Source organism: Achromobacter colocynthidis, from assembly GCF_057334535.1.
This window is the reverse complement of record NZ_JBHFIZ010000024.1, coordinates 468,495-476,465: the sequence shown is the minus strand read 5'-3', so window position 1 is coordinate 476,465 and position 7,971 is coordinate 468,495. Positions and strand designations below refer to the sequence as shown.

Genomic DNA, 7,971 nt, shown 5'->3' with positions numbered 1-7,971 from the left:
CATCAAACGAAGGTGGAATTAAGGCGGAATCCGCCACATAGGCATCGCTGGATTTCGAACCGGGATCAGCCACACCGCCGACGCCGCCCGATGGGTTACGCGCGATCGGCGTCATTTCCCTTCTGCCCGCCTTCCCGCGCTTCACCCATCCTACGACCAACCAAGAAACGTTGCCATGTAGGATGGGTGCAGCGCGAAGATCACGTCAATAATGAGCAGACGCCCAACGCGCGAAACCCATCAGACGAAGGTGGAATTAAATCCAGAATCCGCCACATAGCCAGCGCCGGACCAAGAGACGTTGCCATGTAGGATGGGTGCAGCGCGAAGATCACGTCAATATTGAGCAGACGCCCAACGCGCGAAGCCCATCAGACGAAGGTGAAATTAAGGCGGAATCCGCCACATAGGCATCGCTGGATTTCGAACCGGGATCAGCCACACCGCCGACGCCGCCCGATGGGTTACGCGCGACCGGCGTCATTTCCCTTCTGCCCGCCTTCCCGCGCTTCATCGCTCACAGCATCCGTTTCTGCGCTGCCATCCATAGCTGCATGACGTCTCTGGCGCGCTCCGTCAGCAGTTTCTCTGCGTCTGTCAGCGCTTGCTGCAAGGTGATGGGGCCGGGGGCCAGGCTGAAGGCGGCGGTGATGCCGCCGGCGTGCAGCGCTTCGTAGCCGTCACCTAGCGACCCCGCCAACGCCACGACCGGCACGCCGGCTTGCTGCGCGATTTTGGCGACGCCGGCCGGGGTTTTTCCGCGCAAGGTTTGGGCGTCCATGCGGCCTTCGCCGGTGAACACCAACGTGGCGCCTTCGACGGCTTCAGCCAGGCGGCCCAATTCCGCCACGATTTCCACGCCTGGGCGAAAGTGCGCCTGCAGGAACGCCTTGGCGGCAAAGCCCAGGCCGCCCGCCGCGCCTGCGCCGGCTTCGTTGCGATGGTCCACGCCTAGATGCCGCGCGCAGACATCTGCGAAATTCGACAGCATCTGGTCCAACGCCAACACCTGTTCCGGCGTGGCGCCTTTTTGCGGCCCGAACACATGCGAGGCACCCTGCGGCCCGCACAGCGGGTTGTCCACATCCGAAGCGATATCGATACGAATCTTGGCCAAACGCGGGTCCATCCCGCGCGTGTCGATGCTGGCCAGTTTGCCCAGCGCGCCGCCGCCGGGTGGCAGGCTGTTGCCGGCGGCATCCATCAAGCGCACGCCCAGCGCCGTCAGCATGCCGGCGCCCGCGTCGTTCGTGGCCGACCCGCCCAGACCCAGAATGATGCGCGTGGCGCCCGCGTTGACGGCGGCCAGCATCAGCTCGCCCACGCCGTGGCTGCTGGCGCGCATCGGGTCTCGCTTGGATGGCGAGATCAGTTCAAGCCCCGCGGCCGCCGCCATTTCAATTACCGCGGTGCCGTCTTCCAACAAACCCCAGACGGCGTCGACCTTGTAGCCCAGCGCATCGTTCACCGTAAGCTGCCGCGCCTTCCCTCCGGTTGCGGCCAGCACGGCTTCAACCGTGCCTTCGCCGCCGTCGGCCATGGGAATGCAGACAGTGTGGGCGCCGGGGCAGGCGGCTTTCACGCCGCGTGCAATGGCCGCCGCCGCGTCAGGCGCGGAAACGCTTTCTTTGAAAGAGTCGGGAGCAATGACGATTTTCACGGTGTCGGAGAGGCTGGTTATGGGTCGGAGTGCTGACCATGATACCCGTGCCGACGCAGGCGGCGTACCATAGCGCTTTCGTTGTTTTTGCGAGAGTGGACCGTCATGCCTGTATTGCGCCGCACCAAAATTGTTGCCACCCTGGGGCCTTCGACGTCGACGCCCGAACGCATTGAAGCGTTGATCCGCGCGGGCCTGGATGTGGCCCGTTTGAACTTCTCGCATGGCAGCGCGGACGACCATCGCGCCCGCGCACAGTTGGTGCGCGACATCGCTGCCCAGCAAGGCCGCTTCGTCGCCATCATGGGCGATCTGCAAGGCCCGAAGATCCGCATCGCGCGTTTCACCGACAAGCTGGTGCAGTTGCAAGTCGGCCAGCCGTTCACGCTGTCGCGCGTGCATCCGAAGGATGCCGGTACAGCCAGCATCGTCGGCATCGACTACCCCGAACTGGTCACCGATTGCCGCGTGGGCGACGAGCTCTTGCTGGACGACGGCCGCGTCGTGCTGGTGGTGGACCGCGTTGAAGGCGACGAAGTCCACACCACGGTGACGGTGGGCGGCCCCTTGTCGAACAACAAGGGCATCAACCGCCGTGGCGGCGGTTTGTCCGCACCCAGCCTGACCGACAAGGACCGCGTCGACATCAAGCTGGCCGCCGAGATGGAACTGGATTATGTGGCGGTGTCGTTCCCACGCTATGGCAGCGACATCGACGAAGCCCGTGCCTTGCTGGCCGAAGCCGGCAGCCAGGCCTGGATCATCGCCAAGATCGAACGCGCCGAGGCCGTGGCCGATGACGAAGCGCTGGACTCGCTCATCCGCGCCAGCGATGGCGTGATGGTGGCGCGCGGCGACCTGGGCGTGGAAGTGGGCGACGCGGAATTGGTGGGCATTCAGAAACGCATCATTCAGCACGCGCGCACGCTGAACAAGGTGGTCATCACCGCGACGCAGATGATGGAATCCATGATTTCCAGCCCCATGCCCACGCGCGCCGAAGTGTCGGACGTGGCCAACGCGGTGCTGGATTACACCGACGCCGTGATGCTGTCGGCCGAAAGCGCGTCGGGCCAGTATCCCGTTGAAACCGTGCAAGCCATGGCGCGCGTTTGCCTGGGTGCGGAAAAGCACCCGACGTCCACCGTGTCGCACCACCGCATGGGCGAAACCTTCACGCGCTGCGATGAAACCATCGCGCTGGCGGCCATGTACGCGGCCAACCACTTCCCCGGCGTGAAGGCCATCATCGCGTTGACCGAAAGCGGGCACACCCCGCTGATCATGTCGCGCATCCGTTCGGGCGTGCCGATCTACTGCTACAGCCCGCACAGCCTGACGCAGAATCGCGTGGCGATGTTCCGTGGCGTCTACACCATTCCGTTCGCGCCGTCGGACTACGAACCGGCCGAGCTCAGCGAGGCCGCCATTGAAGAACTGCGCAAGCGCAATCTGGTGAAGACGGGCGACTGGGTCATCCTGACCAAGGGTGACTTCTACCGCGACAGCGGCGGCACCAACGGCATGAAGATCCTGATGGTGGATTGACGCAAGGGCAGGGCGGGGCACTTGCTGCCCCGCTTAGCCCTTAACTTTTAGCCGAAGAACCAGTAGCACACGCCGATGGCGGCCATCACGCCGGCCGCATCGGCCACCAGCGCGCAACCCACCGCGTGGCGCGCGCGCAAAATTCCCACCGACCCGAAGTACACCGCCAGCACGTAGAAGGTGGTTTCCGTGCTGCCCTGCATCACGGCCGCCAGCAGCGCGGGAAAGCTGTCCACGCCGTAGTGCGTCATGGTCTCAAGCATCATCGCGCGGGCCGCGCTGCCCGAGAACGGCTTGACCAGCGCGGTGGGCAGGGCGTCAACGAATCGCGTGTCCCAGCCGGCCTGCAGCGTAATCCAGCGGATACCGTCCAACAGAAAATCCAGCGCGCCCGATGCGCGCAGCACGCCCACGGCGCACAGCATGGCCACCAGGTACGGCAGCAGGCTCTTGGCGATGTCGAAGCCTTCCTTGGCGCCGTCGATGAACGCTTCATAGACCGGCACCTTTTTCCACGCGCCCACGACCAGAAACGCCAGCAGGATGCCGAACAGCGCCAGGTTGCCCATGAGCGAGGACAGCGACGCAATCGCCGCCGCCGACATGCTGGCCAACAGCGCCATGAAGCCGCCCAACACCAGCGCCGCGCCGCCCAGCCAAAGCATCACGATGGGGTCGGTCAAGCGCAGGCGCTGGCACGCGGCCACGGCCAGGAAGCCGGCCAGCGTCGACGCGCTGGTCGCCAGCAGAATGGGCAGGAACACCAGGGTGGGATCGGCCGCGCCCTGTTGCGCGCGGAACATGAACAGGGTGACGGGCAGCAGCGTCAGCGACGACGCATTCAGCACCAGAAACAGAATCTGCGCGTTGCTGGCGGTCTCCGGCGTGGGGTTCAGCGATTGCAGTTCGCGCATGGCGCGCAGGCCGATCGGCGTGGCGGCGTTGTCCAGCCCCAGGCCGTTGGCGGCGAAGTTCAGCGTGATCAGGCCGACTGCCGGATGGTTGCGCGGCACCTCGGGCATCAAGCGCGCAAACAGCGGCCCCAAGAGGTGCGCCAATTTTTCCACCAGCCCGGCGCGTTCGGCAATGCGCAGGAAACCCAGCCACAGCGTCAGCGTGCCGAAAAGCAGCACCATGACTTCCACCGACACACGCGCCATGTCGAACAGGCTGGCCACCATCAGGCGGAAGACGTCGGGGTCTCCAATGGCCAGCCAGCGGTAGAGCGCGGCGGCGGCGGCGGTCAGGAAGAAGCCCAGCCAGAGTTTGTTCAGCATGCGTGGCGATGCCCGGATAGCGGTTGATTGCGCACCAGCGCGGGGACGCTCATTGTCGCAGAGTCAGCCCTTGCGAGCTTGGCCGCGCGCTGTCAATTCTGGTACTTTGCACCGACACGCCCTAGGGCCATAACAGTGAGGGACACTCATGGACTTCAATGCCTGGCGCCGTCGCCGCATCACGGAACCCGCGTATCGCTGGGCGCGCAACGCCTTGCCGCCCATGTCGGCAACCGAGCGCGAGGCCATCGAGGCCGGAGACTCGTGGTGGGACGCCGCCCTGTTCACCGGCAACCCCGATTGGCAGAAGCTGCTGGACGTGCCCGTCGCCACGCTCACCCCGCAGGAACAGGCGTTCATCGACGGCCCCGTGGCGCAGCTATGCGCCATGCTGGACGAATGGGACATCACCTGGAACCGGCGTGACCTGCCCCCGCGCGTGTGGGACTTCCTGAAAGCGCAACGCTTTTTCGGCATGATCATTCCGCGCCGCTACGGTGGCCTGGGCTTTTCGCCCTATGCGCATTCCGAAGTGGTGCGGCGCATTTCCGCCTATTCGATCACGGCGGGCGTCACGGTCATGGTGCCCAATTCATTGGGGCCGGGCGAATTGCTGATGCAGTTCGGCACGCCCGCGCAGCGCGATTACTGGCTTCCGCGCCTGGCCGACGGCCGCGAAGTGCCGTGCTTTGGCCTGACCAGCCCCGAAGCGGGCTCGGATGCCGCGTCCATGGTGGATACCGGCGTGGTGTGCCGCCAGGTGGTGGATGGCCGCGAACTCATTGGCATCCGTCTTAATTGGCACAAGCGCTACATCACCTTGGGGCCTGTGGCCACGGTGCTGGGGCTGGCGTTCAAGATGTCGGACCCCGATGGCATTCTGGGCGGCCCCAAGGACATCGGAATTTCGGTGGCGCTGGTGCCCACCGAGGCGCCGGGCGTGGAGATCGGGCGGCGCCATCTGCCAGCGATGCAGGTGTTTCAGAACGGCCCCAACCAAGGCCACGACGTATTCGTGCCCCTGGACGCGCTGATCGGCGGCGAGGCGCGTGCCGGCCAGGGCTGGCAGATGCTGATGAGCGCGCTGGCGGCGGGGCGCGGCATTTCGCTGCCGTCGCTGTCGGCCGCGGCGGCCGTCATGTGCGCGCACACCACGGGCATGTACGCCCGGGTGCGCGAGCAGTTCGGCATTCCCATCGGCAAGTTTGAAGGCGTACAGGAACAACTGGCCCGTCTGGCGGGCAACGCCTATCTGGTTGAAGCCGCGCGGCGCCTGACCTGCGCCGCGCTGAACCAGGACGTGAAGCCCGCCGTCGTGTCGGGCATCATGAAATACCACGCCACCGAATGCATGCGCGAATCCGTCAACGCCGCGATGGACGTGCACGCCGGGCGTGCCGTCATGGACGGGCCCAGCAACTACCTGGGCGCGCTGTATCGCGCGGTACCCATTGCGATCACGGTCGAAGGCGCCAACATCCTGACGCGCAACCTGATCATCTTCGGGCAGGGCGCCATCCGCGCGCATCCGTACCTGATGCCGGAAATGATGGCGCTGGCCAACCCCGACGAAGAACGCGGCATCGAGGTCTTTCACGATGTCTTCTGGCGCCACTTGCGGCACGCCGGCAAGAACGCGCTGCGCGCCATCGGCCGCGCGTGGACGGGCGGCTTGCTGGCGCCATCGCCGGTGTCCGGCCCCACGGCGGGCCACTATCGGCGGCTGGGGCGCTATGCATCGGGCTTCGCGCTGTTGGCCGACGCCACCTTGGCGCAGTTGGGCGGCGGGCTGAAGCGGCGCGAGATGATCTCGGCGCGCCTGGGCGACGTCCTGTCGCAGCTCTACCTGCTGTCGGCGGTGCTCAAGCGCTGGGAAGACGAAGGCCGCAAGCACGACGACCTGCCGCTGGTGCATTGGTGCATGGCGCAGGGTTACGCCAGCATCGAAAAAAGCCTGGATGAAGTGCTGCGCAATCTGCCGGGGCGGGTGATGGCCTGGGGCTTGCGCGCCGCCATCCTGCCGCTGCGCCTGGCGCGGGGCCCGGATGACGCCTTGACGCGCGCCTGCGCCGAGCTTCTGTTGAAGCCGTCGCCCACGCATGCGCGGCTGGCGGCGGACTTGCAACGGGAACCCAGTAGCGGCACCGGGCCGGAGGCCGGCGTGCTGTTGGGCGGTGGCCGCGCGGGCAGCGACCCCTTGGCGGACCTGACCCGCGCGTTTGCGCTGGTGGAGTCCGTGCAGCCCCTGCGCGACCGTCTGCGCCAGTCGAACGTGCGCAATTGGCGCGAGGCGCATCAGCGTGGCGCCGTTACCGATGCGCAGGCCGCGCAGTTGGAAGCGGCCGAGGCCTTGGTGTTGAAGGTCTTGCAGGTGGATGATTTTGCGCCGGAAGCGCTGTCGCCGCAGGCGGCACACACACCCGATGCGGCCGCCGGGGCACATCCCGAAGCAAATCCGGAAGCGAAGCCCAAGGCGAACCCGGACCCCGAACCGGACGCTTAATCGTCCGCGTTCGGGTCCATGCCGGGGAACAGGATTTCCGTGAAGCCGAACTTCGAGAAATCCTGGATGCGCGACGGGTACAGGCGGCCGATCAGGTGGTCGCATTCATGCTGCACCACGCGGGCGTGGAAGCCTTCGGCTTCGCGCTCGATCAACTGGCCGTACGGGTCGCGGCCGCTATAGCGGATGTGGCGATAGCGCGGCACCAGCCCGCGCAGGCCGGGCACCGACAGGCAGCCTTCCCAGCCGTCTTGCATCTCGTCCGACAGCGGCGTGATGACCGGGTTGCACAGGATGGTCTGCGGCACGGGCGGCGCGTCCGGGTAGCGCTCGTTACGCTCAAAGCCGAAGATCACCACTTGCAGGTCCACGCCGATCTGCGGCGCGGCCAGCCCCACGCCCTGCGCGGCCGCCATGGTTTCAAACATGTCGTCGATCAGGGCGTGCAGTTCGGGCGTATCGAAGCGCTCCACCGGCGGGGCCACGCGCAAGAGGCGCGGGTCGCCCATTTTCAGGATGGGGTGGATCATGGCGGGCTTTCCTGCTTAGTCCTGACGGCCTTTCTTCTGGATGAACTCGATCTTGTAGCCGTCCGGGTCTTCCACGAACGCGATCACGGTCTTGCCGTGCTTCATCGGGCCGGCTTCGCGGGTGACCTTGCCGCCGCGTTCCTTGACCTTGTCACAGGCTTCATAGGCGTTGTCGACTTCCAGCGCGATGTGGCCGTAGCCGTTGCCCAGGTCGTACTTGTCGGTGTCCCAGTTGTGGGTCAGTTCAATGACCGCGCCTTCGGACTCGTCCTGATAGCCCACGAAGGCCAGCGTGAACTTGCCGTCCGGGTAGTCGTTGCGGCGCAGGACGCGCATGCCGAGCACGTTGGTGTAGAAATCGATGGACTTGTCGAGGTTGCCGACTCGCAGCATGGTGTGGAGCATACGCATGGAAATCTTCCTTAAAGCGATGAGGGGTTGGGGAAAGAACCA

At 65.7% G+C, this 7,971-nt stretch carries 6 protein-coding genes; 2 read left to right on the top strand and 4 right to left on the bottom strand.

Features of this window, described 5'->3' with window-relative positions; all coding sequences use genetic code 11:
- Positions 1 to 517: 517 nt before the first annotated feature.
- Positions 518 to 1,660 (bottom strand): glycerate kinase, encoded by a 1,143-nt coding sequence (locus ACE04A_RS10800; protein ID WP_438859937.1) that lies wholly within the window; start codon positions 1,658 to 1,660, stop codon positions 518 to 520.
- 105 nt (positions 1,661 to 1,765) lie between these two features.
- Between ACE04A_RS10800 and pyk the strand changes: the two genes are divergently transcribed.
- Positions 1,766 to 3,208, top strand: a complete 1,443-nt coding sequence (gene pyk / locus ACE04A_RS10795) for a pyruvate kinase (protein WP_259252441.1) — start codon at positions 1,766 to 1,768, stop codon at positions 3,206 to 3,208.
- 47 nt (positions 3,209 to 3,255) lie between these two features.
- Here pyk and ACE04A_RS10790 read toward each other — a convergent pair whose 3' ends face one another.
- The gene (locus ACE04A_RS10790; protein ID WP_485820107.1) at positions 3,256 to 4,485 is read right to left on the bottom strand and encodes a spore maturation protein; all 1,230 of its coding nucleotides are present in this window, start codon (positions 4,483 to 4,485) and stop codon (positions 3,256 to 3,258) included.
- Between the two features lie 148 nt (positions 4,486 to 4,633).
- Between ACE04A_RS10790 and ACE04A_RS10785 the strand changes: the two genes are divergently transcribed.
- A complete protein-coding gene (locus ACE04A_RS10785; RefSeq protein WP_485820106.1) occupies positions 4,634 to 6,988 on the top strand; it encodes an acyl-CoA dehydrogenase in 2,355 nt (784 codons plus the stop codon).
- On the opposite strand, the gene def is transcribed toward ACE04A_RS10785, so the two are convergent.
- Both def and gloA read right to left on the bottom strand, forming a co-directional pair.
- On the bottom strand, positions 6,985 to 7,518 hold the full coding sequence (def, locus tag ACE04A_RS10780; protein ID WP_259252438.1) for a peptide deformylase: 534 nt from the start codon (positions 7,516 to 7,518) through the stop codon (positions 6,985 to 6,987). The two genes, ACE04A_RS10785 and def, sit on opposite strands and share 4 nt — an antisense overlap.
- Before the next feature lie 15 nt (positions 7,519 to 7,533).
- Entirely contained in the window at positions 7,534 to 7,929 is a 396-nt protein-coding gene (gene gloA / locus ACE04A_RS10775; protein WP_006217551.1) for a lactoylglutathione lyase, read from the bottom strand.
- Between the last annotated feature and the right edge of the window lie 42 nt (positions 7,930 to 7,971).